This window comes from Vibrio sp. DW001 (assembly GCF_029016285.1).
GTDB lineage: Bacteria > Pseudomonadota > Gammaproteobacteria > Enterobacterales > Vibrionaceae > Vibrio.
Genome location: NZ_CP091975.1, coordinates 1,041,915 through 1,068,808, shown reverse-complemented (window position 1 = coordinate 1,068,808; position 26,894 = coordinate 1,041,915). Strand labels below are relative to the sequence as shown.

The following is a 26,894-nucleotide window of genomic DNA, read 5'->3' as shown; positions in this document are numbered from 1 at the left end:
TGTAGAACCGTTCATCGCCTCATCCCGGTGCAGCTCGCACCATTTTACACAAAAAATTCAGAGCAATAGTTCGTAACAAACTGAATTTAAAGAATTTTATATGTGGCACCATCCCTGCTTACTACTTAAGAGCCAAAACAAAGTAAGGGGGCTTTTATGTTTGTATTCATCGCGGTTTTATTATCGCTTTTTGTCTGTTTAGTCATGCTTTATCTCTCTTCAAAGCGCAAATCAAGTTATCAACAAAAATATGAGCTCATCACCGATTTGAGAAGCCTCGTAACGTTATGTCGGCAACATCGCAGTGCTAGTCATTATCTTCTCTACTACGGCAACCCCAAAAGCCATGCAATTTTTCTGCTAGAAAAAGGTATGTCTACCACAACAAAGACACTGATTAGCAAAGCCCATTTCGATAATAAACCGATCTATCGAATATTATTTTCAAAGATAACTCAATTGATTGATGAATGGGAATATATGACGGTCAGTCAGAATCAGATGAGTCACGGGAGAGTAATTCGGCACTGCGTATTTTTGATTGACGAGGTCATTCTTGCGTGGCTAGTCGAGTCTCAACGCGTTGACTTAGTTGATGAATATAACCTGAGCTGGCATCAGATAAATGATAGCTTGGAATCATTGACTCAATTAAGAGTAGCCATTCAAGATATAGATACAGACGACGGCATTGCAAAGCTAAAACCACACGCCAAATTAATGGTTAGTCGACTCAATCAACTCGCGCTTATTGATCCCTTAGCCATTACTTCACCTGTCTGCTCGCTACTTTGCAGACAACTAGAAGACATATCCGAATCAAAGGAACTCGAATTCACTCAAGAACAACTTTACAAAATGTCGACAGATGCCTCTCTTATCATCTTCAACACCTATGATTTTCTGCTCTCAAACATTGCTGAATCTATCTATGTGCCTTTACCTAAACTCGCGGTTTCTATTTAGCCTCGTTAATTATAAAATGCGCGTTTAATCTATACTGAAAGTATAATATAAATACGGTCTGTATTTTATTGGATAACACAATGTGTCGATTAAATAAGCTATCAGAATTCTCTAAACCGCTCTTAATTTGTTGACATATAGGTTACAAATCTTCACGAAAAACCTCTAGAATGTGCCTGACTACCTTCTACGAGAACAATTAGATGCGCCGATTCACCTTCGCCCTCTGTTTTATATTGTTGTTTCCCGCAGTGGTCTACGCCAAAAATTTAGAGAGTAAATGGCAATCCCTATATCAACAAAGCTGGCACACTTCTTCGCTCACTGTCTCGCAACAAGCGTTAAATCAGTACCCTATCAAGCTATTAATCGACAGCTCACGCTATCCAAATTTCAAACAATTCCGTTGGCAAGACATCGCATTACTGTCTTCAATAAAGCGAAACTGTCAGGCTTATGAGACGGAAAACACAAACTTGTCCGATGCGATAGCGTTTGAACTGGCGCTGTGCAACGGAAAGACTCTGGATTATGGCTGGTTTTCCACACACTCCTTATTGCATGTCGCCGGAGGAAGTTTTGCTGATCGTTATCTCGAAAGGTTCCCATCGGAATACAATAAAATCAAAGACTATCTGACTATAGCGAACCCACAACATCCGCTCTATCCAACGCTTTCAAACTTGTCATCGGAAGGGCGACAGGCTCTGCTCGATGGTTACCGCGCATGGCAGGAAGGAGACACATTGTGGCTTAGTGGAGAACAAGGATGGAAGGCAATTACATCCTCAAATTGGTTACCTATAGCGAGCAGAATGAACATCACTCTTCGGGGTGATAGTTGCGTACTTCGATACAGTAACCTATGTATTAATGAGCGAACTGAATACCAAACCATATTACGCATTCTGATAGCAACCTTATTGATGATATTAATCACAGTTTTAGTTAGAGGGAGGTACTTAAAGCGTAAACAGGGAGAAGAGAAGAAATTCATTTTACAGTTGCTTACGCACGAACTCCGAACGCCAATCACCAGTATTGGACTCACAGTCGAAATGTTCCGAGACGAGTATGATAATCTTTCTAAGGAAGCTCAAAGTGCGGTATGGCGCTTAATATCCGACTATCAGAGGCTGTCTCAGTTGACTGAGAACAGCAAAATCTATTTAGGTTCGGATAAGTCACAACCTTTGTTAAAACAAAGAGCATCACTAGAAGAGTGGCTCAGCTATATATGTACAAAACATCGTGTTACTTATGAACTTGATCAAGATATTGAACTTAATCAGCCCTATTACTGGCTATCAATTTGTCTCGATAACCTAATTAAGAATGCTAAGCAGCATGGTGAAGGAGATATCACTGTCAGAGCAAAACTGACGGATAAATTAGTCATTGAAGTAATAGACTGTGGGGAATTCCCATCTCCACTACATCAGTTTATCTCTCGCTTAAGACCAAAGAGCAATGATACCAATATGGGCATTGGATTGAGTATCGTAGAGCATCTTATGAAAAAAGCAGATGGGAAATTGATCATTTTACGCAACCCTACTCGATGTATTCTGGAGCTTCCATATGAACACAATTCTGCTGATTGAAGATGATGCGTTATTGGGACAAGGCTTAATTGTTTTCTTTCAGACAAAAGGATACCAATGCCTTTGGGCACAAAACACCTCTTCTGCTGAATCGTTATGGTTTAAAGCTGATCTCGTTATCCTAGATCGTCAGTTGGATGATGGCGACAGCTTACAGCATCTCCCCCACTGGCTTTTACTAAAAGCACTTCCCGTTATTGTACTGACTGCCAAAGTTGATGTTAACCAACGAATCGAAGGTCTGATGGCTGGCGCTAAAGATTATATGACTAAACCTTTCTCTAACGAAGAGCTACTTGCACGAGTAGTCACTCAGCTCCGCCCTCTCGGCATTTGCAATCTCCATTACTCTAAGATCAAGATTCATATAGCTGAACGCCAAGCTCTCTCAGAAGACATGCTAGTAGCGCTAAAACCAAAGGAGTTTAAGCTACTGGTTCTGTTTGTACAGAATCAGGGCCGTGTTTTTCACCGAGATGAACTACTAAACAAAATATGGGGTTATCAAGCATTCCCAAGTACACGCACGGTGGACAATCACGTGTTGCGCCTGCGTCAGAAATTGCCTCTATTGAAAATAGAAACACATCGGGGTGTAGGTTATCGCTTAATTGAGGAAAAAAATTGAACATCAGACCACTCTTTTTTATTATTGCCATCGCTTTTCCTAGCGTATCTCAAGCCGCTTGGTTCACAGATACTCCATTACAGCGTACCTATCAGGCACTTATTGACCAGCAACCAATATTGGCATGGCAGGAGCTAAAAATTGCACTGAATCAGAATCAGCTAGACAGTCAATTTTGGGTCCCAGTAAAACAAGAGATCCTTAGCCAAACTGAATGTGGCCAAGACCTATCAAATGACTTCAGTTCTATTTCGAACATTCAGGTTAGTTTTATTCGCCGTTTTGGCCTCTCATCACAAGGCTATCAACTCAAGATATCTTCAAGGAGAAACACCTCCGATCAAGGTATTGCTCTGGTGTCTCCTAACGGCAAAAGGCTACTCAGTGGAAAGCTCATCGCACACGCCCAGTATCAAGAAATTGAAACTGAAGAAATGCTTCTTAAACCACCGTCTGGAGTGTATCAATTAGAGATTGGTCAAAACAGCTATCCAATTATCGCTTCTATGGACAATAACAAGCGCTGGCTTAAGCTGGAACACAAACTTCATTCTCCAAGTATACTGATCACACCACCAAGAAACGTAATAGGCTGCCCAGAGGTAAACGCAAGTTGGCAATGGTTTGATGAACAATACAACATGCTAGGAAACAGAGTACCAATTCAGAATAGTAACCTTTCGGTGCCAAAGGAAAGTCCATACTCGTACAAGGCAAAACATCTGAGCGCCGCTGTTGAGTTAACAGAATATCAGAATGGTACTAAAATTAATTATATTCAAAGAGTTGCAATTCCATTCTCCCCAGAAAATGAAGCCAAACAATAATGGATACAAATAGGTGACAAACCATGAGCAGAAATTAGATGTAATAGCTGAAAACGTTATTCATGGAGTCTAAAAATGCTTAATAGAAGTACAAAGTCTAATCAGAGTTTCCTCTTCGTCATATCGCTAACCTTGCTTTCAACAGCAACACATGCAACGGTCGTAAAGTTAAACTCCCCTAATAATCATGTCACCATTTCTCCTCAAAGCTTTGAAATTAAGTGGAATAATCTGATGGTTAATTCACCCTCTCTCAGAGTGAATAACCAAAATCAAACACTCACTGGTCTTAAGGTTAATTCTGTTACTAATGCAAGTTGGTTGCTGAGCCCCAGTAAAATATCCGTCAATGCAACGTTACAACAGAATGCGCTCACCGTCAGCTTTGCTGCCTCGTCTGATATGAAAATCAAACGAAATCAGCCTGTTGTTTTAGAGTGGTTCAATCTAGATGAAGAGCGTACAGATACGTTATTTCTTCCTTTCAGTGAGGGGATGCGCGTTCCTGTGAAAGATGAAGTTTGGGCCAGCTACTTAATGACTAATTATTCTGGTGCGAATACCACTCAAGATCTAAAAATGCCTTTTTGGACCGCACAACAAAAAAATGCATATATCAGTTACCAACTAATTGAAGCGACGAACAATCAACTTAACTTCTTGAATTCAAAATCTAAAGTGGACATGTATGCAGCGCATCGCTTTACTGTTTTAAATCAGCTACAACCATTTACAGTGCGTATTACAATTGGAGATAACTGGCTTGACGGCGCAAAAAGCTATCGTCAGTGGAGAGTTGAAAATAACATTTCGGATCCACTCTCCCAAAAAGTCCAACGTAATCCAAGCGTAAGAAAACTAATAGGTGCTAGTCAAGTCTACCTATTCGGCAAGGATCTTATCAGTACTGAGGATGTGATTGACTGGTGGGGCCTAAAAAGCTGGTACCTCCAACAAACCAAACTCTCTCTACCAAAAGAAGCAAAAAAAGAACTTCAACCCTTGTCTAAAGGTAAGGACTGGTTCAGCCAGTATCATAAACAGCTATTACTCGATTCGATTAGCACTTCTTTAGGCATTAAATATAAAGTACCTAGCCCTACGCTGTCGGATAATACTATTGCTGCTCAGTATCTGGCGGCTCAAAACAGAAAAAGCTGGCTCGAAGAAAACGCCTCACCTTTTTTAAAACCTTCCGAAAGTTGGGGGCAAGCCTTGTCGTTAGATATGGTCACTAGCTTAAAAAAAGCAGGTCTCGATAAATTATGGTTGGGTTTTGATAACTGGATGCCCGCTTTTTATCAGCCTGACGTGGTAGATATGGCTAAGCGCGCAGGATACTTGGTTGCGACTTACGACTCATACAATACTGCCATTCCCGCCGGAACAAATGAGGGTTGGTTAACCGCTAACCTACCCGAATCAATGCGCAATAAGTGTGCAATTGAGCTCGCCGACAAAAGTAAGAAAAAAGGGTTCAGAGGAAATGGTTATTACCTAAATCCTAACTGTCATCTGGGTTACGTAAAGAAACGCGTTCTTGATATAGTAAAGTATGGTCATTTCAATAGTTTATTTATTGATGTTGACGCTACAGCCATGAGTAGAGAAGACTATCGAGATAAAAGTACAGAGACTGACATGCTTGATGCTTTCAACGAAAGAATGGAATGGATATCTAAACAGGATCAACTGGTACTTGGGTCTGAAGATGGTAACAGCCTCACAACTCGAGGAATCGCATTTGCTCATGGGCTAGAGTCTGTTGGATTTGGTTGGACAGATAAGGACATGAAGTCAAACCGGCAGTCACCATATTACCTCGGCCGTTGGTATCCAGATCACAAGCCCGATTTTTTCTTCAAACCAGCAAAGGTGAATGAACCGTACAAATCTCTGCTCTTTTCTCCTCAGTATAGAGTTCCGCTATATCAAACAGTATTCCACGATGAAGTGATTAACAGTCATCACTGGCATACCGACAGTCTCAAGTTTACCGACGTAAAAGCTTATAGAGACCTAACGGCCATGCTTTACAATACACCGTCAATGGTCCATCTCACTAGAGACGAGGCGTCGTCGAATCAAAGCTCACGGGTTCAAGCCTTAAAGCACTATCAGGATGGTTTTCAACCCATTCACGAACAGCTTTGGGACAAAAAATTAATCGACTTTATTTGGCTTGATAAGAGGGGATATATCCAACAGACCAGCTTTGATGATGGTAGTAAAATAGTTGCAAATTTCTCAAACAATCTATTTAAAAAGAATGGCGTTGAGGTAGAACCATTATCGATAAAGGCAATCCTCAGTAACGGTAACGTCGTTCTGTGGCGTTCAATAACCAAGTAAAAACCGCCACATTAAATAAGAGCCGCACACGCTGCTCTTATTTAATGTCCAATCAACCTCACCACTCAGACAACTATTAAAATCGAGATATTACAGGGAGTTTTACTGTCAGGTGAATACTAACCGAAGATTCAATTAAGACCATATCTCATGATTCAATTTGCAAATAGTGAATGTGAAAACTACGCTTTTATAACGTGCTACACTTCAGTCTCAACTACGTAAGGATCAATACTATGACACTTAAGACTCTAGGATTAATAGTGATTTTTTGCATAACATCAACCGCTTATGCAGAAAATGGATTAATAAGTGTCAAGAGCACATTCGATGTCAATACCACAACGGATCGATTGGAAAACGCTTTGAAAGCAAAAGGCATGACTGTTTTTTCACGTATACGCCATTCTGATGCGGCCATGAAAATTGGCGTCACCATTCGACCTACTCAACTTCTTATTTTTGGTAACCCAAAGGTAGGTTCCCCTTTAATCGCCTGCAAACAAAGCATTGCGATTGACTTGCCTCAAAAAGCGCTCATTACTCAAGACGAAAACAATGTCGTTTGGCTTATCTATAACGATCCAAAATACCTCGCTACACGCCATAACGTTTCGGAATGCAAAGATAACATTATGAAAATCGAAAAAGCGTTGGCTAATTTTGCTCAGAAAGCAACGCAGCCTTAATGTCCATAAGATCGCGCTTATCATTGATATCAAGGTTTGATCTCAACATCAATGCCTTGAATCAAGAAAGCGCCGAGATGAAGAAAACACAGCGATCCCATTTCGGACTTCAGCTTCGGCCGTATACGTGTAGATATTGAGACTATTCATCACCAACATCTTTGGACATGTTAATACCCGTTATTGCGAAACCAACGTCCTGATACAGTTTTAGAGCGCGCTTGTTTTGATATGCCACTCTTAACTTTATCTGCTTAATACCAACAGAATGTAATTGTCTTTCTAACGCTGATATTACTTGCTTACCAAGTCCTTTGCCTCTGTACTCACCAGCAATGAAAAAATCGTAAATAAAGGTCGATCCATCCGCAATATTGATTGAGTGCCATAGATACCCAACTAAGCATAACGTTCCGTTAAGTTCGGCATCAATACATAGCAATGATTGGTTATTATTGTCTAACCCTGTGGGAAAGCTTTTATTTAAGTCTTTTTTAGCCAGTTCAATGGAGACATCCATTGAATGACCATAATTGAGCGCAATTTCTTGACTATAATCGTCAATGAAGTACTCGCAATATGCTGGGTATTCTTCTTGGCGCATTTCCCTAAGTACCACCATTTTTCTTTCCTTAAGCGATGAATTCATTTTTGATAAAATTGGGACGCATATTCAGTCAGTCAACACGAAACGTCATAATGATTGAGTTTCATACTAGGCCAACGTTAATGTAAGCCTAAGCATATCAACATGTCGGAGGCCATTCTCGTATATTGGTTCATCATAATTGTCGATAAAGTAATTCTTAATGACACCATCAACCCTAAACCCTAACCGCTGATAGAAAGTCAATTGATATCCAAACGCCCCCGTACCTAGACCTATTTCTATAACGCCTAGCTTCGCTAAGTTATCGACAACATGTTTTAACAACCCTGACCCAATTCCCATGTTCTGAGCCTTTGGAAATACAGCAATATTGCAGATTTCTGATTTACTGCTCGCGAGTAATTTGACCACGCATACCCCCATCATCTTACCTTGATCATAAGCCGCAAAACACAATGACCCAGAAAAGTATTTACTGATATTCAACTCTGAAGGATCCGCTTCCAATAGTAAACTCATAGGTACTGAGCAAGTATCAATTTGTCTGTATTCCACCATGTAAGGACACCTTAACGTCATTCTTCTATCGACATACGCATGAATTACTTTGCATAGAAAGATTCTAGTGTTTTCGTCACCCGTTTAAAACTGATACCAAATATCTTTGACGACAGGCAACACTGAGCCCACCAACAGAAGTGACATCGTGATGTTAAACCAACGTAAGTAAGCAGCATTATCTAAGAATTGACGTAACATGGACCCAAACATCAACCAGATACCAACACAGGGGAAAGAAATAATAAAAAAGGTGGTTGCTATCGTCATATTCTGTGAGAAAAAGCTTTCTCCCATTGTGGTAAATGCTGATATAGCCCCAATGGATACGACCCAAGCTTTAGCATTTACCCATTGAAACAAAGCGCCTTTTATGAACCCTATCGGCTTAACTTGCTGGTTAGTTACCCCTACATTACTGGACCTAGCAATCAACCACGCCAAATAAAGCAAGTAGGCGGTACCAATAACTTTAATGACCAAACTTAATTGAGGGAATAATGTAAATAACTGACCAAAACCTAAACCTACCAACAATAACATCGTGGTAAAACCCACACAAATTCCTATAAGCAATGGCATACTTCTGCGTATACCAAAGTTAAGCCCAGACGTCATCACCATGATGTTATTTGGACCTGGTGTTACTGACGATGAAATTGCAAATAGTACAACAGATATCAAGTAATCCAAGTTCTGCCTCCCTTAGTGCTAGTGATGTGATTTCGAATGGTTCTTAAACTAAGATTTGCCTTCAATATCGCCAACAAACAAATAATATATTGAACGACTGGTTTTTATATTGAACGATCATTTTTAGTTTGTCAAAAAAATCGATCGTATTATATAATGAACAAGTTATTCATTGAGAAGACGTCCTTTCATCATGACCAAAAATAAGCCACCTATCGCACAAATCGCTACTACATTGAATGCTGAAAGACGGCGTTCAAATCTCAGCATCGCCGAAGTTGCCCGACGCGCAAATATCGCTAAGTCAACCTTGTCGCAGCTAGAAAATGGGGTCGGTAATCCAAGTATCGAAACGTTATGGTCCATCTGTGTGGTACTGGATATCCCCTTCTCGCGTCTAATCGAGACACCAAAACCAAAGACAAATATCATTCGCCAAGGTGAGGGAGTATCTGTACTTACTGAACGCAAAGACTATCAAGCGACGCTGCTAGCTGCATGTCCATCTAATAGCCGCCGTGATATCTATTGGATCGAAGTCAGCCCAGGAGAACCTGTTCACTCTAAGCCTCACAACTCTGGAGTGATAGAACACGTAATCATCACCAAGGGACGAGCCAAAGTTGGTTTAATATCAGAGCCTTACGATCTTAATGAGGGCGACTATATTTGCTACCCCGGAGACTTGCCACACGTATTTGAAGCGCTTCAAGAAGGCACTTCAGCCATCTTAATTTCGGAATACCGTTGAGCCATTTAAAAGCCAAGAGTTTTCTAGGATTGAGTGGCACTGAAAAACAACGATGATTTCCAAATTATTTATCTTGACTACTCACTCTCTGTAAATACAATACGCATACGAAACATATATGGAACATATATAAAATGGGTATTGTGAAAATTTCCGAAGAACTTCATGAAGAGATAAGAAAAGCAAGTTCTGTTATGTCACGCTCTATCAATTCACAAGCTGAATTCTGGATAAAAATTGGTATGTTAGCCGAGCTTCATCCACAACTGTCATTCAATCAAATAGTCGCAGATCTTATGAAGTCAGCCGATGTATCGGCAGCGAAAATAACGGTTATGGAAGGAAGTACCAGTGAATAAGAGCGTCAATATAAAATCTGCTTCTGAAATTGAACTGATGCGCAATGCTGGGAAATTACTTGCGCGGGTCTTTCATATGTTGGACTCATATGTAAAACCGGGCATATCAACCATGGACATTAACAACAAAGTTGAAGACTTTATTGTTAATGAGCTGAACGCTAGACCAGCAAGCAAAGGTCAATATGACTATCAGTATGTTTTAAACTCGTCGATTAATGAAGTCGTGTGTCATGGTGTTCCCAACACAAATCAATTATTAAAAATCAAAGACATTATTAACCTAGATATTACTTTGGAAAAAGAAGGGTTTATTGCTGACTCCAGCAAGATGTATGTCATGTCAGAAGCCACACCTTTGGCTAAAAAGTTGGTTGACGTGACGTATGACGCTATGTGGGCTGGAATTAAACAAGTCAAACCTGGCGCTAGACTTGGAGATATAGGTCATGCTATCCAGAAACACGCTGAGAGCTATGGCTACAGTATCGTAAAAGAATACTGCGGCCACGGTATTGGTAGAGAAATGCATGAAGAGCCACACGTGCTTCATTACGGATCACGAGGAAAAGGTCTTAAGCTAGAAGAAGGGATGGTGTTTACGATAGAGCCAATGGTTAACCAAGGTACTGCAAAAATCAAAACAAAAAAAGATGGCTGGACGGTCATTACACGGGACAGAAAATTATCAGCTCAATCAGAACATACTATTTTGGTTACAACATCTGGATATGAAGTCCTTACACTGCGCAAAGATGAGAAACACAATCATCACTAGTTCATAACACATTAATGCAAGGCGTAAACACAGAGGGTATGGTTTATTACTGACTAAGTAAGGTGAAGTGATAAACACTTACTTGTCATGTATTAATAAGTAGAACCATCTTTATGTAGGATAGACCAAGACCCATTTTTCTCTTGAGTTACCGCTAAATCATCATCCGGATACGTAACGCTTTCGTTAGGACTTCTATCACCCACTTCGATAAATATGACTTCCTTTGAAGTATTGTTCACCAGTTGATGCCCGACACCACTATTGGCTTTAAAACCCATGCAATCACCAGGATTCATCTGCATTTCATCTTCACCATAGATGAGCGTCGGGTTACCCGTAATGATATAGATAAACTCATCCTGCATTACGTGGTGATGTTTTAGTGCAGACATCGAATTTGGCGATAAAACTGTATAATTCACGCCAAAATTTTCTAATTGAAAAAAATCACCTAATTTTCGCTTAGTGCGATCCTTTACTCTATCTGCAAACGGTTCTGGATAAATTGATTTCGACATATTCACTGGAACGAGCTCAACGTTTATTGGGGATATCTTTTTCATTCTTTTCGCTCTCTATACAAGTAACAACGTAACCATCGACATGAACTCACTTTACCAATTACATACTCAGTATTTATCGTGATGATATATATTGCAAATAACAACCTTCATCTAGTCAATTTATAATGAAGAAAAACAAATTTAATTGAATTTCAAATGACAGGCACTTTACTGATTTTAATCATTTTATTACATCATCGCTTGCTGTAGTGCGTATACTTATAGGCAACAGATAAATACAGCAGAGTAAGATAAAATGAATAATCGCACACTAGGTGGACTTTTTCTTCTCAGTTCACTCACTTTAGTCGGCTGCTCAACTTCCGAGAATATACCTAAAAACACCTCATCTTCCAGCCCATCGGTTAGCGCCAGCGCAAACACGATCGCCACTTGGGTAGATACTAACATTTTGGCACCAGAAGGGCTTTCCTTAGCACAAGATAAAGTAGGTTACTTGACAGGTAGCGCCGATCTAAATGGCGATGGCATCGCCGAACATATCGTCTTAATGCAAGATCTCTATTTCTGTGGCAGTGGTGGTTGTACAGCTGTCATGTTCGATAATGAGGGCAACGTCATCAACCGAATGACTGTAGTGAAAAACCCTGTCGTTTTGGCGGACAGTTATCGCAACGGTTGGCAAGACTTCATAGTATGGAGCAATGGTGCTCATCGCGTGATGAGCTACAACGGCGAGTCCTACCCTAGCAACCCATCACTCGAGCCAACCGTAAACAGAAACGCAAGTAGGCAATCGGCTATCGCTAACGTAATGGCGACAGAGCTATACCAGCAAGACGGCTACGACATCATGCCTTCAGAAGCGAAAAAACTATGGACACCCGCCAACGTTTACCATTTCAGTTTCAAACATTATGGTGACCCAGACAGTATTTACCAAGCGGCAGTGGATATGACGAATGGCGATGTTGATATTGAGGCGGTTGCGTTACCGCAATAGCTCATCATCTTATGGTTGGAATATCCGCGCATAAGAAGAGCGATTGCTAGCAATGATTATGGAGCAGAAAAGGAATAAAGAATGAGCCGAGTTTACCCTCTAACAATAATCGTGAGCCTAATAATCAGTTCTAATACGCTGGCTTTCACACGCTCTGATATGATCTTAACAAACGCAAGAATTTACGGTCACGAGAATGCCAATACGATCGTCATTCGCGATGGTGACATTGCTTTTGTTGGTCAAAAACAATCGATGGATGCATATCGTAATAAAAACACTACCATTCTCGATCTTGAACAAGCCTATGTATTACCGGGCTTTATTGATAATCACAATCATGTGTTTGAGGCGGCTTCAGAAGTCGGGGGGAATTGCGAGCTAAGTATGGATGCATCACTTGAAGAGCAGATCCCCTATCTAACCGCATGTAAAAAACTCGAATCGAATAACTGGCTGATAGGGTATGGCTTTTCTTTAGAGGCAATCTTGAATGAGGATAGTCACAGCACACCATTAGACGTAATTGATCGCATTTTCCCGACACAACCTGTCGTACTAATGGAGCAAACTTCACACTCAATGTGGGTTAACTCCGCAGCGCTCAATTTAGCGGGTATCACCAAAAATTCTCCCGAACCCCAGGGTGGGAAGTTTCTTAAAGACAAAAACAGCGGTGAACTAAATGGCATTCTATTTGATAACGCTGGCGATATCATCATGGAGATGGCTTGGAATAACTTAGAGAATCGGTTTGACCAAAGCTACGAAGGTTTAATGATTGGTCTTGAAGAAGCTTCAGCACATGGCATTACCACCATTGGTGATGGGCGACTTTATTGGAAACGCGGATGGTATGACGTATGGCAACAAGCCGAGAAAAACGGTGACTTAACCGCCAGAGTTTCTCTGCGCCCTTGGATATACCCTACTGACTCGATGGTACCCCAACTGGCATTTTTGAAGAAAATACATTCGAACGATACTTCGCGTTTGTTATTAGTAGATCAAGTGAAAATGTATAGCGATGGCATCATTATAAATGGCACAGCGAAAACGTTAGCACCATATTTAAGCACCTATATCCCAGACGAGCCTTATGGCATCAACTATATTCCACCGCATCAAATGAAAACTTGGTTGGATGCCCTGAATAACATTGGCTACAGCGCCCATATCCATGCCATTGGTGACGGTGCGGTTCGTGAATCACTGAATGCCATCGAGCATGCTCGTAATCAAGGTTCAAAAAAACCATATACGCTTACGCATGTTGAATTAGTGAACTCAAAAGACGTTCCTCGTTTCGTAAAGCTCGATGTGACCGCCGATTTCCAAGTAGGTTCTGAATACGTGGCACTACATGATCACCAATGGGCCGAAGCCTTCATAGGGGTTAAGCGGACACATTCATTGATGAATCCAAAAGCCATATTCAATACCGGTGCTAATATTACGTTAAGTAGCGACTGGAATGTAAATGAAATCAACCCATTAGTTGGCATCGCAAATAGTCTAAAAATGAATAGTACGGGCTTGCCGAACGTGCATTCCGCGATAAATGCCTACACAATTAATGCGGCCAAAAGTTTAGGGATCAGTGATATTACAGGTTCGATAGCCGTTGGCAAATCAGCCGACTTAGTCATTTTAGAGAAAAATATTACCCGTTTACCGGTCAATGATATTGCGCAGACAGAAATATTAATGACAATATTACAAGGTGATATCGTCTTTGGTTCAGAATCACTGCCTAAATCAGAAATATAATCTCAATATGCATTTATGCCCCAATATATGGTACGTCCCGTTATTGCAAGTAGAGTTAAAAATAACGAGCTGATTTGCGCTAATATATTCAGAGTCTATTAGAGACTGTCATTAGTCTCAGCTCTATGATGAGGTGTGCGCCAGACTGTCCTCACAAAACGAAAAGCATTTTAAGTTGCTGTTTGGGGCAACAGGTCTTCAGTCTGGTGGTCTAACCGTTGTGTCATCTTTAATTCTCATTGCAAATTCTGATTATGTTCTTATTTCAAAAGATTTTTTATGGACTAAAATTGCCCACGCTATACGGGCTATCTTGTTGGCTAGTGCTACCACGGCCACGTTAAAAGGTTTTCGTTTCTTAAGCTCAATAAGCCATGAACCAAAATATTTTTCGACCGACTTATCTCTCCATAAAATTGACCTTGCGGCATGGATAAATAGCGTTCTCAGTTCTTTATTTCCTCGTTTTGATATCCCAAGTAGCGTTGACTTGCCACCCGTAGAATATTGAACAGGAACAAGCCCGATCCATGCAGCGAAATTTCGCCCGTTTTTGAAGTCATTTGGATTACCGACAGTTGATATACAAGCGCTAGCGATAACTGGGCCAATACCAGGAACAGTCTGTAATTGTTTTACTTGCTCATTGTCAGCGAGAATTCTCTCGACCTTGTCTGCTTGTGAGTCTATACGTTCATTGAGGTTCTGATAGTGTTCATGTAGCTCACTCAATTCAAAGATGATTAGAGGAGGAAGGTGTTGATTCTTATCTACCAACCACTGGAATAAACCTTTCATACTAGCGTGCCCTTTTGGCAAACTTATCCCGAACTCAAGAAGGATAGATCCTATTCGGTTCATACAAGCGGTGCGCTCTCTAATATATCCGCTGCGAATTTTCCGAATGGTAGATACCACTTGAGCTGATTCGGTTTTTGCTGAAGAAAACCTCATTGTTGGCCGTGAAGCTGCCTCTGCGATAGCATCAGCATCGATGAAATCATTTTTATTGGTTTTAACGTATGGCTTTACATATTGTGGAGGGATTAGCTTGGCTGTATGACCAAGTTCAGCGCACTTTCTAGCTAGCCAATGAGACCCGCCACACGACTCCATGGCTATAATTACAGGCTCATGGAAAGATAAGAACTCTAGTAATTTCTGGCGAGTAAGCTTTTTCTTAAATAATTGATGTCCAGCTTGGTCATGACCAACTAAATGAAAAGAGTTCTTACCTAGGTCGATTCCGATAATGTGTGAGTTATTCATGTGGCACTTTCCTTTAAAGACTAAACCAGTTCAAGTTTAGCTGAAGGGAGGGACGTACCATCTCATTAAACTAACTTATTGGCATAGTTTCTAGACATTCGATTAAAAAACCATAGCGTGATCAACGAGGAACCGACCGTTTTTGTGTATTAACACAATCTCAGCGACAAACTCACCTTCGGCTTTTGTGCAAAATTGTTTCCAAATAATTGCAGCCGAATCAGGTCTTCTGAATACGGCTACGGATTCTCTATGCTTCCAAAAACCTTTTTCAGACTGGTATCTAGCACACACTCTTCCAAGGTGTTCTTCCGTTACTATTGCTTTTGCCCGATCAGTAAAATCCTGAACATGTTTAGCATGATCAATATTCGTTGATGCCATCATCAAGTTATCCATAATGGGATTTGCAATATCTAGTATCTCTTTTTCAGTCAATTCCTGAAAGTTCATCTTATTTCCTCAATAGCGCTAACATTTGTATATTACGCGTGCGCGATTAATTGGCAAATACTACATCCTCATATATTAAATTCATCATTAACTATTCTCTGATTCTAAGTCATTACCCATAAAAAACGTGATCAGATAATATAGTGATAAAAACGCCAACAGGCCGAAACCTGTTGGCTTTGAAATGTCTGAAACAGCGTGGTAGTTATTGTTATCTGGGAGTATATTTGCCGTCGATTAGGCTTTACTCAACACTCGTTAACTCAGGGCAGTGAGACTTTATTACTCTAGCTGGTTTTTGAAAGTAGTCACCTTGCATATATAATGATCCAAATTCACGTAGAAATTCAGCTTGCTCCTTTGTCTCAATACCTTCAGCCACAACGTCAACATCAAGAATTCGAGCTAACTTAATAATTGTCTTATATATTCCATTGCTTTTCTTATCTTTCAGCGCATCGATTAAGAAAGATCGATCGATTTTCAACCTATCAACGTGTAAATGTTTTAGTCGATATAACGACGAATACCCAATACCAAAATCATCAATCATAATTTTGACACCAGACTCTCTCAGTTGTTTAATTTTACGAATCGACCCTTCAAAGTTTGTTATTATCGAACTTTCGGTAATCTCAAGCTCTAAGTTTGCAGGGTTAAAGCCGTATTTTTTGGTTAATTCCTCGACGCTTGTGACGAACTCAGGTTCAAGAAACTGCTTGGCGGACACGTTAATAGCCAAAAATTGAAGGTTTTTAAGCAAAGTTTTACTTTCTATAAATGTTGTTTTCATTACCCATTGCGAAATGATATGGCTCAATCCAGTTTCCTCCCCTAACTTAATAATCACTTCGGGATTCACCATTTGTCCATCTAACTTCCAGCGGATCAATGCCTCATAACCTTGTATTACACTAAACTCATTATAGATAGGCTGGTAAGTCATATATAATTCATTATTCTTTAGTGCATGCTTAAGACTTAATGATAATTTATTACGTTCAGCAATTTCTTCGCCTAGGTTTTTCGTATAAAAACAAACATTGCCAGTTCCAATGCGTTTTGCCTCATACATTGCTATATCTGCTGCGCCAAGCAAACTTTGAGAAGAATCACCATCTTGGGGGTAGATGGCAACGCCTATACTAAAGTTCGTACTGACTGCGTTATTTCCTAAAAGAAAAACATCATCCTGACACCGCTGAAAGCGTTCAACCAATGACACGATATTCGTATTCTTCCCAGAAATTTCAGCCACAATCAAAAACTCATCGCCACCTAGTCGGGCAACAATCTCATCGCCTCTACTATACTGATTCAGTTTTTGACTAACCAACATTATCAATTGGTCACCAGCATCATGACCATATCTATCATTGATGCCTTTGAAATTATCAAAGTCTAAAAAAATCACAGCAACACTATGCGAAAACTGACTCGCTTTAGCCAATTGTTGCTCAAGATAGTACATGGCCAGATTTCGATTCGGCAGCTCGGTTAAGGCGTCATAATACGCACTACGAGTGATATCCTGATTAAGTGTTCTAATGTCCAATAATCGTCTTGCGCCATAAATAACCGAGACAATAGCAACCCATAAAACACCAAATATAATTTCATCAAGTTCCCACTCTTCATAGTGTCGCGTGAAATTATAAAACGATTCTACTAACTCAGTATTTGACGAAGAGGACAAATAAATTAGAAATATGACAATAAAACCACCAATCAAAAACTCATCGCGTGCTCGTTTTTTGATTCGAATGCTCGTTGGTGTTTCTAGTAACTTATTGTCTTTTCCCACGCCCTACCCTCATGCCTAAGAAACACTAGAAGATTACACTCCAACAATATACATCTCATTTATACAATTTATATATTAGTCAATAAGAAGGCTTTACACAAACTGATGAGTAACCAATCAACACACTTTTGAGAATTTGGTCGACCTCGTATGACGGCCATTTCCAATAGATGCATCGCAATGGACAACCAAAAAAGCCAACAGATAGAGACCTGTTGGCTTTTCAAATTCTAAAGAAATGGGATATTAGTCGTTGTTGTTATCGCGGGCGTCGAAATGATAATCAACATTCACGATAGCACGGTAAGATATTTCACCGCGAGCTTCAGAGAATTCTTCAATCGTCACCGCTGTATCATCCAGCTTAAGGTTAGAGACAGTATTTTCTCCGATGGGTGCCAATTTGAAGCGCAATTCAGAATGACTCGCCGCTTCCAGCGCATCTACGTAATCAAAACCTGCTTCATACGCGGCCGCTTTAGAAGCGAAACTGGCTGTTGATAGATTTGCTTCGCTATAAACCGTTTGAGTACCAGCAAAGGCGGTTGCGCTAACGAGTAGAGTGGCGGCTAGAACAATTAATTTTTTCATCTTATTTACCCTTAAAGTGTCTGTTAAAATGAGTGACTACTTGTTGGGGTAACAGCCCCTTTCACTCGATGACGCTATTATTCACTATTTACATGTGACGTACATCACACATATTCACCATTCATTATGGGTGATTTAGCATCAATAAAATGAACGTTTTTAGAGGTTAGTGTTGTTAAGGCAAAAAAGTTGAACGTACTACTTTACAGCAAATGAATATATATAATCATCATATCGCTTATTTCCAATGCTATATGCTCCTGGATCAATTTTAGTAAGTGAAAAACCACACTTTATTAACACTCTTTCCGAACCAGTATTCCCCTCAGTTACAATAGCTTGGTATCGAAGAATATCGAGAAAGTTAGAAGCCCAATGAATCAATGAACTTAAAGACTCGGTTCCATAACCTTTTCCGTGAAACTCAGGTAAAAGTAGGTAACCGACTTCAGCGACACCTTCTATTAATTGAAACCCTGTAATACCAATTCTGCTACCTGAAGACTTTTCTCTCATCACTAAACATAACCAGTTTTCAGAGTCTATGTCCCAATCAAGTAACCGAGATTCAAATTTGGCTTTGATTTCCTGTGAGCTTGGCGGATCAAAACATAAGCTAATGACCGCTGGTTTAGTGTGTAATAGACGAAACAGATCCTCATCGTTTTTCGTTATCTGAACCATCTCAAGACGCTCTGAAACTAACGGCATTTTTATCCTCATAACCTATTCATTAGACCAGTAAGGTCGTATCAACCAAACAACGACATTTTTGCTTATAACTATCACGTATCTATTTTTCGATACTCACTTGGCGTCATTTTTGTTACCCGAAAAAACTCTCGGTTAAAATTTGATTTAGTTTGGAATCCTGAATTCATAAACACTTGCGTAATCGTATTATCGGTATGGGTGAGTTCTTGTTTTGCATGCTCAATTCTATATTCATTAATCAATTTTGATATATTCTTTCGATGCACCATATTCACTGCGATCGAAATCTGTTTAGCCGGAATACCCAGCTTCCTAGACAACCTTGAGAGGGTTAAATCTGGATCTAGGTAGATGGCCTTATCTCGAATTTTCTTATCTAATAATTCTACTATTTCATTAATTCTTTCATCTGCAATTAGTGGAGGATGTGCTTTTTTATTGTCTATATCACTGAATTTTGATGTGGTTTCAGTTATAGGCGTATTAACGCCAACAATCACCACCGCAAACGACAATACAGGCAACAATACTAGGTGACCAACTGTCAAAATATATTGTGAATATCGACCTTGGTTGACAGAAAAATCCAGAGATAACAACATATCGATCAATGCCGAAAACAATAACATCCAACCAGCGATTTTCTCCGCTTTTTTTACACCTTCCCAATTACTCAACGTAACGTTGATCAGCAATATATCTTGAGACGAGTACCGCACCAACGTTATGCCATAAAACAGATACGTGCCAGAAAGAAAACCATCTAAAGGCAAACCCAAAACCGGATGAGTTATGACACTAACAATGACCAGTGTTGGTCCCAATAAATGCAAATATGAAATGACGCTTAAACCGGAACTCGCACGGGTAAAAGTGTACCAAGCAAAGACAGGAATAAGAGAGGCTAATATTGGTTGGGTGTAACTAAACGCCGCCACATCAAATGTCCATCGCAGCCCGACCATGGTTGTTGTGGATGCACACAGAGCTAAAAAAAGGCACACCGTCTTCGCTTGCTTGCCAATCCGCACATACAAAATCACAGCAAGTAAAGTAAGCAACATAGAGACAACAAACGGAACGGGAATAGCCAACATAATTAATCCTGAGTAAGCAAAGTAGATTCAACAATAACCTATCAACAGCATATCCGTTTGAATCCGCACACTGAAGTATTCCGTTAACAAATACTGGTTTCAGTACGTCCTTAAACCTGTTTAAGGACGTTTTTAGACCTCATCTGCACCAAGATAATCTCATCAAGCGATAATAATAGAGGTGGACGAATGGTATTTAACTTAGTTGCGTTTTATCTAAATGCATGGCAGCACTATTTTGATTTTTCAGGTTGCGCGTCCAGACAAGAATTCTGGATGTTTATGTTAGCTCATTGCTGTGTGACGATAGTATTTATATCAATAGACATCTGGTTGCAAAATTCAGGCTGGTTAGATGTGTCTTATAGCTTGGTTAGCTTAATTCCTGTGTTGGCGATAATACTTCGGCGCTTACACGACATCGGGCGTTCTGGTTGGTGGAGTTGGGTGTTTATCATTCCTGTTATCGGCCCTTTCTGGCTGATCTACTTATTAAGCCAAAAAGGCACGTCAACTTATTGCAATGAAGGGGGTTCAAAATGAAGTCACTTACTACTTTACTTGCCTTATTGAGTATATTCGCTATCGCTCAGGCAACCGAATTAGAAAGCTTACCGGAAGGCACGATGGGGATATTAACCGTGGAGAATATGACTGAAGGACAACTATTTTGGATGAAAGGACGAGTTGGAGAAGGAAAGTATACAAGTGTTGATGCACAAAATCGCCATTGTTCAATGACAGTACCAATAGCGATTGGCGGATTTGCTGATACTCGATTGGGCGTTCACTCGGTACAAGGGCTAACGATTGCTATCACTAATCAAGAGCTAAGTGATGCCCTTATGAGTGGGCAACGAATTCATAGCGAAGACTGGGTAATTAGAGCAGCAATGGAAGCTGAGCCTGCAGATGGTTATATCATTAGTGGTATAGAAACTACGGAACAGTTTATATTAAATTCGAGAAGGCGTTGGATATCTTGGTTGTTAGATGACACACCTAGATTAACCTGTCTGTAGGTATTAAACATACGGGGGCGTTATGGTGAGTGCTTGATGGTCAAAGCACTGCATCATGAGTGTCAACTAGCCTTTCTCCTTGTTGACACTCATGGTTGTTGCACAATCATCCAATTTAAGAACCTACAAATTCACTCAATTGTGTCATAGATGTTTCGCTAACGACGACACCGTCAATATAGTAGGTAATTGATTGCCCACGTCTTACACCAGTTAGCATTGACACATCACCATTGTTGTATGTGATCTTCATCTCTAATGTATTATCGTCCACTTGTTTCATTTCACCTGTATCAATAATACGTAAATTAGTCAGTGGCTCGACTGGAGCTTCCGTCAATGAAGAGTCCAAATCATCATTTATTTTGAAATCTGTATCTACTTTTGAATCGAATATATGTGGGCTGCCATTGAGGGGGTTTTTTCCTGTCCAAAATTCAAGTGAATTGAATATCAAGTAATCGACAGCTATTGATATTCCATAAACAGGAGCCATTAATATATTCAAACCACCTCTAGCATATCGATTATCAACAACTTCCACATTAAATTTCATCACGCTTGCGGTTACTGCATTACTACCTACACATCCTGTTATACCAACTAATGAAGACGCCACTGCAGTTGCGATAACAATTTTTTTATATCTATTATTCATTATAATTCCTTTTAATCAGTTGCTTGCACGTGTTACTTCCAAAAACTGCCTGATTAGAATTACGTTAAGAAATCTAATCAGGCAGTTTTAGTCGTTTCCGCAGAACATAGACGTACCTATCTACATCCTTACATATTAACAAAGGCTCATATTTAACTTAGGTCAGATAACAGATCTCTGCAAATGTCAGTAATCCATCAATGCGTACCATTTCGTAGTGACGGACGTGAAGGTCGCATCTTGAAATAAATAGGACTTCTATCAGAGCAGTTACTTTGAAGGCGTTCGTATACCCTTTACCTTAAAAAACTAACTCGGCCAATCGATATAAACTTTACATAACCTTACAATTATAGTGGTTAATTGGGTGTATAATTTGGTTGAGAAGTTGGCAAAGGAGAAAACCATGAATCGCTATTTTCTATCGATACTACTAGGTTGTCTCACTATTTCTCTGTCAGTTGATGCTATCGGAAGAGGAAATGGAGGAATGGGCATGTCCCAGATGCCTGTATTTTCTGATTTTGATACGAATCAAGACGGACTAATATCTGAGGAAGAGTTTGATTACTTTCAGAAAACAAGGCAAGAGCAGCGTAAATCTGAAGGTCGTCTCTTAAAAAATTCATTTAACAGTGATGATATGTTTGAGCGTATCGACTCGAATGATAATGCATTTATTGACGCAGACGAATTTCAATCTCATCGAGGTGCTATGAGGAATCCCAAATCATAGGCCTCATCTAAGAGAGGTGATATCTACCGCCTCTCTTTTTAATCGTAATCTCTCTATGTAACAGCATGATTTTCCGTGTGGCTTCATAATGCCTCCCCTAAATCATCGTCTTATTATATTGCACTTACTAATGAGTGTCCGTTCGCTACTATTTCGATAATCAACCTCTTAATCGACTCGTTGGTCATTGTTCTACGGCATTGTATATTGCGCATTTTCACTTCAGTTTATATTGACAATCTCGTCAGTGTACAACTAGTTACACTTCTCTTCGTATTCTCTGAAAAACATTCACTCAAATGACAATTCCATGATGTTCATATCAAACAATTATTATATAAATCTAAGCATCAGAAAATCATTTCGAACACAAAAGGAATTCATCAGACAGGAAAGTCTCAGATAAGGTAAATAAGTGAAAAGAGACATGAACAATGTTTACAAAAAAATACTGCAGAATCTAAAAAGTGGCAATCAATTATGCCTTTCTTTATCAGAACTACCAGGTGTGCATTTTAATATCTATGTCAGCGAACGATGTGATTTCCTCTCGATAACAACGGAAATTCCACAGAATCCGTCTAGCCTCCGAATAAGTGTCAATTCGAAACACGCACTTTCTATCGATGAATCAATAGAGCGCTACGAAGCAAGCATTGCAATCAACGTATACGGCACTCATTACACTGAAATGCACATCCCTTTCACAAATGAAAAATGGCGGTCAATGAACACGACGCTAGATGCATTATGCGCTTGCCTACAATTCGCCGATGAATTCATGCCCATATTGGCACGATTTGTTGATGAAACACTCTCACCGGAGGTCGTCAGGCTTCATAATCATGCTGTTGAGTTAAACAAAGAGGCTCTGCGCTAGCGTTTCTTTCTTCGTGGTTTGCGGAATACGACGCAATTGGTGTGAAATTATTGGTTGTTTTCAATATGGTTATTTGAATCTTTTGGGGCTTGCTCTCTTTCGTTCATTGTGTAGTCTCTGTCAACACTGGCAACACGTATGCGGTAGTCATCAAAATAATCCTTGTATCCTTTTTTCTGAGCTTGTCGATGTTCCACTTGCTCTCTCCATGATTTGACCGCTTCTTCACTTTCCCAAAACGATAGGCTCAACAATTTGTTCTCGTCAACAAGGCTTTGAAATCGTTCTATCGATATAAAGCCTTCCATGCTCATTAGGTGTTCTTTTAGTTCTGCGGCAACGTCAAGGTAATCTTGCATATGTGCTTTTTTGGGGCTCACTTCAAATATAACGGCGACACTTTGGGTTGTTTTTGTCATTTGGAACCTCTCTATTTCTTAAATTGTATGTCACGTTGAAGATTGACAGATATCTTTTATTGGGCAAACAAGACATTTCGCTTTTGATTTAAGGCAAAAGGCCTTGGCGTGTTCGACCATGAGGCCATGAAGGTATGCGTATTTTACACAGTCATCTATTATTGCATCTTCTATCTTCGCTCTAAACTCATCATAATCTTTCGGTACCTTAAGCCCTACTCTAGAAAATATTCGGCGGGTATACGCATCAATAACGAAAGATGATTTACCGATGGCATAGACAAGGATAGAGTCAGCGGTTTCGCCACCAATGCCTTTTATTGCCAGCAGTTCATTTCTCAATTTTTGCTTGTCTTGGCTCCGTACATTCTCGATATCGAACTGATAATGCTGATACCATTTTGTCATCGCTCTAAGATTGGTTGCTTTCTGATTGTAGTACCCGCTAGGCCTTATTAATTCTGCAAGTGAACTTTCCGGCATAGCCAATATCTTTTTAGGACAGAGTTGACCGTTTAGATTATTTAAGGCCTTTTCTACATTTTTCCAGTTGGTGTTTTGAGTCAGAATAGCCCCCACCATTACCTCGTAGGGATTGTCAGAATGCCACCACGTAAATTCACCGAAATGCTTGGCTAGTCGCCGAAATACCGTATTGATCTGCTCCAATTCAATCAGCTTGATTTTGATATCTAAGCCAAAGGCATAGCCCGTTAGCTTGCGATTACTGCCGATAACTCGATGGCAAGGGATGATAATCGGCAGCGGGTTTTTATTATTTGCCATGCCAACGGCACGGCTTGCTTTTTCATCACCTACCTTTTCTGCGACCGCTTTGTAACTTTCCGTTTGAGCATAAGGAATGGTTGTTAGAGCTTGCCACACCTTCTTTTGAAACTCGGTTCCTTGAGGTGAAACCTTAAGATCGAAATGGCAACGAATACCACTAAGGTATTCGTTCAATTGCCATCGTACATCATTAAAGTTATCCGAGTTATGCTGCCAATCTGATGGAATTGAAAGATTTTTGCTTCCGTTATCTATGCAAAGATGTGTCAGCCCATTTTTATCGCCAGCAACTATAACGCTACCAATACGGCATTCAAACCTGTCAAAAAACATCATAGTCGATCCTTAGTGTTACCTATCGCGAAACCGGAGCAACAAGCTATCACCATAAACAAGTCGTAAGATAGGATATTCCGACTAACGAAAGCACGCTTTAAAACTTGTTATATTTAGCGACTAAAGCTCGGGGATCAATACATCATTTATCGCACCCAGCATTTCATATCTACGTTAAATAATGATGTGCTTTTGACCTAGATCTAACACCCATTGATTATTACCTGAATTCATAACTATTCCTTGATTGTTGGCGCGAACCTAAATAAAAATATAACGCCTTAACAATGGCAAAAAACTATTGGTTAATACGTTAAGGAGCGAAAATATACCACGCTTCCTTGTTCACTCGTCGGTCATGTGTCTAATACAGATTGGAGCTGTGACTCACAACGACTAACAAATTTATTGTACTGACCCTTAGTTAAAAACAAACGGTGAATGCCTTCATCATTTTGCTGGCCTTTGTCCAAATTTTGCTTTTGGTCAAAGCCACACCGAATGATTTCTAAACGAATTAAACTAATTTCGACAAAGTAACGAGTATCATCATTCTGAATCTGAACCATAACGTGCAATCCATAGTACGAAATATAGATTGTAGCTAACAAAAAGTAGGCGGTAAAGAATGTCTTTTAAGCCGTTGTTATAGCTTGAAAGACAAGGGTAAAAGGGCTAATGAACACACATACGGTTTATAACGTGAAATACCTCTCCCTTTATACGTTTCTTCAGTATTTCAGGTAAACTACACGTATTACTAGGTATATATGATTTATCGATACAACGACGGTCATGTCTCAAATGGATGCCTTTTAAGTTGATAACATTTAAACTGAATATATTAAGTAAATTGATAACCTCGGTTAACTAAAGAATAAAGGAATTTTTTATGGCGATTACATATGAGTTAGTTCGAGACGCAATAATTAATAAAAAGCAGATTTTTGCCACCTACCAAGGGCATGAAAAAGAAATGTGTCCTCACGTTATAGGGAAAAAAAATGGACGACAGCAGGTCTTGTGTTATCAATTTGGTGGTACTGACAGCAAAGGAATCGTGGCTGGTGATTGGAAATGCATCCAAATTGCACTATTAGCAAATGTTAGAACAGTAAATGGTCAATGGCACACTGATAACACTCGTTCTCGACCTCAGAATTGTGTTGATTTAATCGATGTTGAAGTTTCATTGTAAGAACAGGCATCCATCAATTCCCGAGTGAATGGGCTTACGATAAAAGGCAGAATTTTTCGTATTGATGCTATTCGAAATGAGGACTAGCAAGTAAATATGACAAGATTAGGAATAGTAAATGCTGTTTTGGTTGGTAAAGCAGTGCCATTTGCTAAAGGAGCGCAAAGCGCAATAAATAAAAAGCCAACGACTGGACGCCAACAGGTTTCAGCATTAGGTTTTACTGATGATGAGCAAGGCGATCCGCGTTTTCACGGAGGGGTAGAAAAAGCACTTCATATCTATCCGACCGAACACTACCCAGAGTGGCGTAAAGAGATCGGAGAAAAGCCTGTCCTTAAAACTGTCGGAGCTTTTGGGGAAAACATTAGTTCAATCGGTCTAAATGAATATACAATTTGTCTGGAAGACAAAATTCGTATTGGATCAACACTTCTTGAAGTATCGCAAGGACGAATGCCGTGCTGGAAATTAAACGTGAGATTTGAGCAATCGGATATGTCGCTTAGACTACAGAATACACTACGAACTGGTTGGTATTTTAGGGTATTGGAAACAGGAGAGTTAGGAGAAGGTGACGACATTATTCTCTGTGACCGACCTTATCCAGATTGGCCCTTATCGAGAATAATGGGACTGATTTTTGAAGGCTGTCTAGATGAACAAGAACTTCGACAACTGTTAACTTTACCTCTCGTTGACTCGTGGAGAAGGCTAGTCGAATGTCGCTTAGACAAGCACTTAGTCGAAGATTGGTCTTTACGGTTGTTGGGCTCTAGGAAATAAATTTACTGTGGGACAAGCGAACAAGTA

General features: G+C 39.9%; 31 protein-coding genes. 17 read left to right on the top strand and 14 right to left on the bottom strand.

All coding sequences use genetic code 11. From position 1 onward, the window contains the following. Positions 1-156: 156 nt before the first annotated feature. The 6 genes from L3V77_RS05185 to L3V77_RS05160 all read left to right on the top strand — a co-directional run bounded on the left by L3V77_RS05185 (position 157) and on the right by L3V77_RS05160 (position 7,066). A complete protein-coding gene (locus L3V77_RS05185; RefSeq protein ID WP_275136040.1) occupies positions 157-966 on the top strand; it encodes a hypothetical protein in 810 nt (269 codons plus the stop codon). Positions 967-1,169: 203 nt separating this feature from the next. Next, on the top strand, positions 1,170-2,570 hold the full coding sequence (locus tag L3V77_RS05180) for a DUF3404 domain-containing protein (protein ID WP_275136039.1): 1,401 nt from the start codon (positions 1,170-1,172) through the stop codon (positions 2,568-2,570). After that, positions 2,548-3,198 (top strand): response regulator transcription factor, encoded by a 651-nt coding sequence (locus L3V77_RS05175; RefSeq protein ID WP_275136038.1) that lies wholly within the window; start codon positions 2,548-2,550, stop codon positions 3,196-3,198. The genes L3V77_RS05180 and L3V77_RS05175 overlap by 23 nt, the downstream gene beginning before the upstream one ends. Positions 3,199-3,200: 2 nt before the next feature. Beyond that, a complete protein-coding gene (locus L3V77_RS05170; RefSeq protein ID WP_275136699.1) occupies positions 3,201-4,025 on the top strand; it encodes a DUF2861 family protein in 825 nt (274 codons plus the stop codon). 75 nt (positions 4,026-4,100) lie between these two features. Continuing rightward, positions 4,101-6,377, top strand: a complete 2,277-nt coding sequence (locus L3V77_RS05165; RefSeq protein WP_275136037.1) for a glycoside hydrolase — start codon at positions 4,101-4,103, stop codon at positions 6,375-6,377. Between the two features lie 236 nt (positions 6,378-6,613). Next, positions 6,614-7,066: a DUF302 domain-containing protein gene (locus tag L3V77_RS05160; protein ID WP_275136036.1), complete on the top strand. Its 453-nt coding sequence runs from the start codon at positions 6,614-6,616 to the stop codon at positions 7,064-7,066. 142 nt (positions 7,067-7,208) lie between these two features. Here L3V77_RS05160 and L3V77_RS05155 read toward each other — a convergent pair whose 3' ends face one another. From L3V77_RS05155 to L3V77_RS05145, 3 genes are all read right to left on the bottom strand, one after another. After that, complete coding sequence (locus L3V77_RS05155) at positions 7,209-7,688, bottom strand: GNAT family N-acetyltransferase (RefSeq protein WP_275136035.1); 480 nt, start codon at positions 7,686-7,688, stop codon at positions 7,209-7,211. 93 nt (positions 7,689-7,781) lie between these two features. Next, positions 7,782-8,231 carry a GNAT family N-acetyltransferase gene (locus L3V77_RS05150; protein WP_275136698.1) on the bottom strand — a complete coding sequence of 150 codons (450 nt, stop codon included), beginning with the start codon at positions 8,229-8,231 and terminating at the stop codon, positions 7,782-7,784. 87 nt (positions 8,232-8,318) lie between these two features. Continuing rightward, positions 8,319-8,927 (bottom strand): LysE family translocator, encoded by a 609-nt coding sequence (locus L3V77_RS05145; protein ID WP_275136034.1) that lies wholly within the window; start codon positions 8,925-8,927, stop codon positions 8,319-8,321. 193 nt (positions 8,928-9,120) lie between these two features. On the opposite strand from L3V77_RS05145, the gene L3V77_RS05140 reads away from it, so the two are divergent. From L3V77_RS05140 to map, 3 genes are all read left to right on the top strand, one after another. Continuing rightward, positions 9,121-9,678 (top strand): XRE family transcriptional regulator, encoded by a 558-nt coding sequence (locus tag L3V77_RS05140; protein WP_275136033.1) that lies wholly within the window; start codon positions 9,121-9,123, stop codon positions 9,676-9,678. A gap of 134 nt (positions 9,679-9,812) precedes the next feature. Further along, positions 9,813-10,037 carry a ParD-like family protein gene (locus tag L3V77_RS05135; RefSeq protein ID WP_275136032.1) on the top strand — a complete coding sequence of 75 codons (225 nt, stop codon included), beginning with the start codon at positions 9,813-9,815 and terminating at the stop codon, positions 10,035-10,037. A gap of 37 nt (positions 10,038-10,074) precedes the next feature. Further along, positions 10,075-10,815 (top strand): type I methionyl aminopeptidase, encoded by a 741-nt coding sequence (map, locus tag L3V77_RS05130; RefSeq protein WP_342752072.1) that lies wholly within the window; start codon positions 10,075-10,077, stop codon positions 10,813-10,815. Positions 10,816-10,907: 92 nt separating this feature from the next. Here the strand turns inward: map and L3V77_RS05125 are convergent, their stop codons facing one another. Continuing rightward, positions 10,908-11,381, bottom strand: coding sequence for a cupin domain-containing protein (locus tag L3V77_RS05125; RefSeq protein WP_275136030.1), 474 nt, complete (start codon positions 11,379-11,381; stop codon positions 10,908-10,910). 256 nt (positions 11,382-11,637) lie between these two features. On the opposite strand from L3V77_RS05125, the gene L3V77_RS05120 reads away from it, so the two are divergent. Together L3V77_RS05120 and L3V77_RS05115 are read left to right on the top strand one after the other, a co-directional pair. Further along, entirely contained in the window at positions 11,638-12,345 is a 708-nt protein-coding gene (locus L3V77_RS05120) for a hypothetical protein (RefSeq protein ID WP_275136029.1), read from the top strand. 81 nt (positions 12,346-12,426) lie between these two features. Beyond that, on the top strand, positions 12,427-14,115 hold the full coding sequence (locus L3V77_RS05115) for an amidohydrolase (protein WP_275136028.1): 1,689 nt from the start codon (positions 12,427-12,429) through the stop codon (positions 14,113-14,115). Between the two features lie 252 nt (positions 14,116-14,367). On the opposite strand, the gene L3V77_RS05110 is transcribed toward L3V77_RS05115, so the two are convergent. The 6 genes from L3V77_RS05110 to L3V77_RS05085 all read right to left on the bottom strand — a co-directional run bounded on the left by L3V77_RS05110 (position 14,368) and on the right by L3V77_RS05085 (position 20,043). After that, complete coding sequence (locus L3V77_RS05110) at positions 14,368-15,384, bottom strand: IS110 family transposase (protein WP_275133889.1); 1,017 nt, start codon at positions 15,382-15,384, stop codon at positions 14,368-14,370. A gap of 102 nt (positions 15,385-15,486) precedes the next feature. Beyond that, positions 15,487-15,837, bottom strand: coding sequence for a hypothetical protein (locus L3V77_RS05105; protein ID WP_275136027.1), 351 nt, complete (start codon positions 15,835-15,837; stop codon positions 15,487-15,489). Positions 15,838-16,081: 244 nt separating this feature from the next. Further along, positions 16,082-17,641: an EAL domain-containing protein gene (locus L3V77_RS05100; protein ID WP_275136026.1), complete on the bottom strand. Its 1,560-nt coding sequence runs from the start codon at positions 17,639-17,641 to the stop codon at positions 16,082-16,084. A gap of 246 nt (positions 17,642-17,887) precedes the next feature. After that, the gene (locus tag L3V77_RS05095) at positions 17,888-18,232 is read right to left on the bottom strand and encodes a DUF3316 domain-containing protein (RefSeq protein ID WP_275136025.1); all 345 of its coding nucleotides are present in this window, start codon (positions 18,230-18,232) and stop codon (positions 17,888-17,890) included. Positions 18,233-18,430: 198 nt separating this feature from the next. After that, on the bottom strand, positions 18,431-18,943 hold the full coding sequence (locus L3V77_RS05090; RefSeq protein ID WP_275136024.1) for a GNAT family N-acetyltransferase: 513 nt from the start codon (positions 18,941-18,943) through the stop codon (positions 18,431-18,433). 74 nt (positions 18,944-19,017) lie between these two features. Then, positions 19,018-20,043, bottom strand: coding sequence for an AraC family transcriptional regulator (locus L3V77_RS05085; protein WP_275136023.1), 1,026 nt, complete (start codon positions 20,041-20,043; stop codon positions 19,018-19,020). A 189-nt stretch (positions 20,044-20,232) separates the two neighbouring features. Here L3V77_RS05085 and L3V77_RS05080 point away from each other — a divergent pair, with 189 nt between their 5' ends. Then, positions 20,233-20,586: a DUF805 domain-containing protein gene (locus tag L3V77_RS05080; protein ID WP_275136022.1), complete on the top strand. Its 354-nt coding sequence runs from the start codon at positions 20,233-20,235 to the stop codon at positions 20,584-20,586. Next, positions 20,583-21,065, top strand: a complete 483-nt coding sequence (locus L3V77_RS05075) for a hypothetical protein (protein WP_275136021.1) — start codon at positions 20,583-20,585, stop codon at positions 21,063-21,065. The genes L3V77_RS05080 and L3V77_RS05075 overlap by 4 nt, the downstream gene beginning before the upstream one ends. A gap of 115 nt (positions 21,066-21,180) precedes the next feature. Here the strand turns inward: L3V77_RS05075 and L3V77_RS05070 are convergent, their stop codons facing one another. Further along, positions 21,181-21,723 (bottom strand): DUF3332 family protein, encoded by a 543-nt coding sequence (locus L3V77_RS05070; protein ID WP_275136020.1) that lies wholly within the window; start codon positions 21,721-21,723, stop codon positions 21,181-21,183. Between the two features lie 406 nt (positions 21,724-22,129). Between L3V77_RS05070 and L3V77_RS05065 the strand changes: the two genes are divergently transcribed. Together L3V77_RS05065 and L3V77_RS05060 are read left to right on the top strand one after the other, a co-directional pair. Then, positions 22,130-22,459, top strand: a complete 330-nt coding sequence (locus L3V77_RS05065) for an EF-hand domain-containing protein (RefSeq protein ID WP_195702701.1) — start codon at positions 22,130-22,132, stop codon at positions 22,457-22,459. A 415-nt stretch (positions 22,460-22,874) separates the two neighbouring features. Next, complete coding sequence (locus L3V77_RS05060) at positions 22,875-23,339, top strand: hypothetical protein (protein WP_275136019.1); 465 nt, start codon at positions 22,875-22,877, stop codon at positions 23,337-23,339. A gap of 47 nt (positions 23,340-23,386) precedes the next feature. Here L3V77_RS05060 and L3V77_RS05055 read toward each other — a convergent pair whose 3' ends face one another. The 3 genes from L3V77_RS05055 to L3V77_RS05045 all read right to left on the bottom strand — a co-directional run bounded on the left by L3V77_RS05055 (position 23,387) and on the right by L3V77_RS05045 (position 25,452). Beyond that, a complete protein-coding gene (locus tag L3V77_RS05055) occupies positions 23,387-23,758 on the bottom strand; it encodes an antibiotic biosynthesis monooxygenase (protein WP_275136018.1) in 372 nt (123 codons plus the stop codon). Between the two features lie 30 nt (positions 23,759-23,788). Further along, a complete protein-coding gene (locus L3V77_RS05050) occupies positions 23,789-24,883 on the bottom strand; it encodes a methylated-DNA--[protein]-cysteine S-methyltransferase (protein WP_275136017.1) in 1,095 nt (364 codons plus the stop codon). Between the two features lie 356 nt (positions 24,884-25,239). Beyond that, positions 25,240-25,452, bottom strand: a complete 213-nt coding sequence (locus L3V77_RS05045) for a hypothetical protein (RefSeq protein ID WP_275136016.1) — start codon at positions 25,450-25,452, stop codon at positions 25,240-25,242. Positions 25,453-25,775: 323 nt separating this feature from the next. Between L3V77_RS05045 and L3V77_RS05040 the strand changes: the two genes are divergently transcribed. Both L3V77_RS05040 and L3V77_RS05035 read left to right on the top strand, forming a co-directional pair. Further along, on the top strand, positions 25,776-26,081 hold the full coding sequence (locus tag L3V77_RS05040; protein WP_275136015.1) for a hypothetical protein: 306 nt from the start codon (positions 25,776-25,778) through the stop codon (positions 26,079-26,081). Between the two features lie 96 nt (positions 26,082-26,177). Next, positions 26,178-26,867 (top strand): MOSC domain-containing protein, encoded by a 690-nt coding sequence (locus tag L3V77_RS05035; protein WP_275136014.1) that lies wholly within the window; start codon positions 26,178-26,180, stop codon positions 26,865-26,867. Positions 26,868-26,894 lie beyond the last annotated feature (27 nt).

Coding starts and splice junctions, on each gene's coding strand:
- L3V77_RS05185 (WP_275136040.1), top strand. CDS start 157: ATGTTTGTATTCATCGCGGTTTTATTATCGCTTTTTGTCTGTTTAGTC.
- L3V77_RS05180 (WP_275136039.1), top strand. CDS start 1,170: ATGCGCCGATTCACCTTCGCCCTCTGTTTTATATTGTTGTTTCCCGCA.
- L3V77_RS05175 (WP_275136038.1), top strand. CDS start 2,548: ATGAACACAATTCTGCTGATTGAAGATGATGCGTTATTGGGACAAGGC.
- L3V77_RS05165 (WP_275136037.1), top strand. CDS start 4,101: ATGCTTAATAGAAGTACAAAGTCTAATCAGAGTTTCCTCTTCGTCATA.
- L3V77_RS05160 (WP_275136036.1), top strand. CDS start 6,614: ATGACACTTAAGACTCTAGGATTAATAGTGATTTTTTGCATAACATCA.
- L3V77_RS05155 (WP_275136035.1), bottom strand. CDS start 7,688: ATGGTGGTACTTAGGGAAATGCGCCAAGAAGAATACCCAGCATATTGC.
- L3V77_RS05140 (WP_275136033.1), top strand. CDS start 9,121: ATGACCAAAAATAAGCCACCTATCGCACAAATCGCTACTACATTGAAT.
- L3V77_RS05135 (WP_275136032.1), top strand. CDS start 9,813: ATGGGTATTGTGAAAATTTCCGAAGAACTTCATGAAGAGATAAGAAAA.
- map (WP_342752072.1), top strand. CDS start 10,075: ATGCGCAATGCTGGGAAATTACTTGCGCGGGTCTTTCATATGTTGGAC.
- L3V77_RS05125 (WP_275136030.1), bottom strand. CDS start 11,381: ATGAAAAAGATATCCCCAATAAACGTTGAGCTCGTTCCAGTGAATATG.
- L3V77_RS05120 (WP_275136029.1), top strand. CDS start 11,638: ATGAATAATCGCACACTAGGTGGACTTTTTCTTCTCAGTTCACTCACT.
- L3V77_RS05115 (WP_275136028.1), top strand. CDS start 12,427: ATGAGCCGAGTTTACCCTCTAACAATAATCGTGAGCCTAATAATCAGT.
- L3V77_RS05110 (WP_275133889.1), bottom strand. CDS start 15,384: ATGAATAACTCACACATTATCGGAATCGACCTAGGTAAGAACTCTTTT.
- L3V77_RS05105 (WP_275136027.1), bottom strand. CDS start 15,837: ATGAACTTTCAGGAATTGACTGAAAAAGAGATACTAGATATTGCAAAT.
- L3V77_RS05095 (WP_275136025.1), bottom strand. CDS start 18,232: ATGAAAAAATTAATTGTTCTAGCCGCCACTCTACTCGTTAGCGCAACC.
- L3V77_RS05090 (WP_275136024.1), bottom strand. CDS start 18,943: ATGCCGTTAGTTTCAGAGCGTCTTGAGATGGTTCAGATAACGAAAAAC.
- L3V77_RS05085 (WP_275136023.1), bottom strand. CDS start 20,043: ATGTTGGCTATTCCCGTTCCGTTTGTTGTCTCTATGTTGCTTACTTTA.
- L3V77_RS05080 (WP_275136022.1), top strand. CDS start 20,233: ATGGTATTTAACTTAGTTGCGTTTTATCTAAATGCATGGCAGCACTAT.
- L3V77_RS05075 (WP_275136021.1), top strand. CDS start 20,583: ATGAAGTCACTTACTACTTTACTTGCCTTATTGAGTATATTCGCTATC.
- L3V77_RS05070 (WP_275136020.1), bottom strand. CDS start 21,723: ATGAATAATAGATATAAAAAAATTGTTATCGCAACTGCAGTGGCGTCT.
- L3V77_RS05065 (WP_195702701.1), top strand. CDS start 22,130: ATGAATCGCTATTTTCTATCGATACTACTAGGTTGTCTCACTATTTCT.
- L3V77_RS05055 (WP_275136018.1), bottom strand. CDS start 23,758: ATGACAAAAACAACCCAAAGTGTCGCCGTTATATTTGAAGTGAGCCCC.
- L3V77_RS05050 (WP_275136017.1), bottom strand. CDS start 24,883: ATGATGTTTTTTGACAGGTTTGAATGCCGTATTGGTAGCGTTATAGTT.
- L3V77_RS05045 (WP_275136016.1), bottom strand. CDS start 25,452: ATGGTTCAGATTCAGAATGATGATACTCGTTACTTTGTCGAAATTAGT.
- L3V77_RS05040 (WP_275136015.1), top strand. CDS start 25,776: ATGGCGATTACATATGAGTTAGTTCGAGACGCAATAATTAATAAAAAG.
- L3V77_RS05035 (WP_275136014.1), top strand. CDS start 26,178: ATGACAAGATTAGGAATAGTAAATGCTGTTTTGGTTGGTAAAGCAGTG.